General features: G+C 48.6%; 1 pseudogene. It reads left to right on the top strand.

From position 1 onward, the window contains the following. Positions 1-327, top strand: a pseudogene (locus HMPREF2904_RS11740) (MSCRAMM family adhesin SdrC); the annotation flags it as partial.

Genomic DNA, 327 nt, shown 5'->3' with positions numbered 1-327 from the left:
TCAGAGGTTGAGACAGACTCGGATGCAGAAACTGATTCAGAAGTTGAAACTGATTCAGATACAGAAACTGACTCGGATGTCGAGACTGATACTGATTCGGACGTTGATGCTGACTCCGATGCAGAGGCTGATTCAGACGCAGAGGCTGACACTGACTCAGACGTTGATACTGATTCAGATGTAGACACTGATTCAGAAGTTGACGCTGACTCAGACGCAGAAGCTGATTCGGATGTTGAGACTGACTCGGATGTTGACACTGACTCAGACGTTGATGCTGACTCGGACGCAGAGGCTGATTCAGAGGTTGAGACAGACTCGGATGCA

The sequence above is a fragment of the Streptococcus sp. HMSC072G04 genome (assembly GCF_001813295.1).
Lineage (GTDB): Bacteria > Bacillota > Bacilli > Lactobacillales > Streptococcaceae > Streptococcus.
Note: the sequence above shows the minus strand (reverse complement) of the source record. Positions and strands in the feature narration are given on the sequence as shown.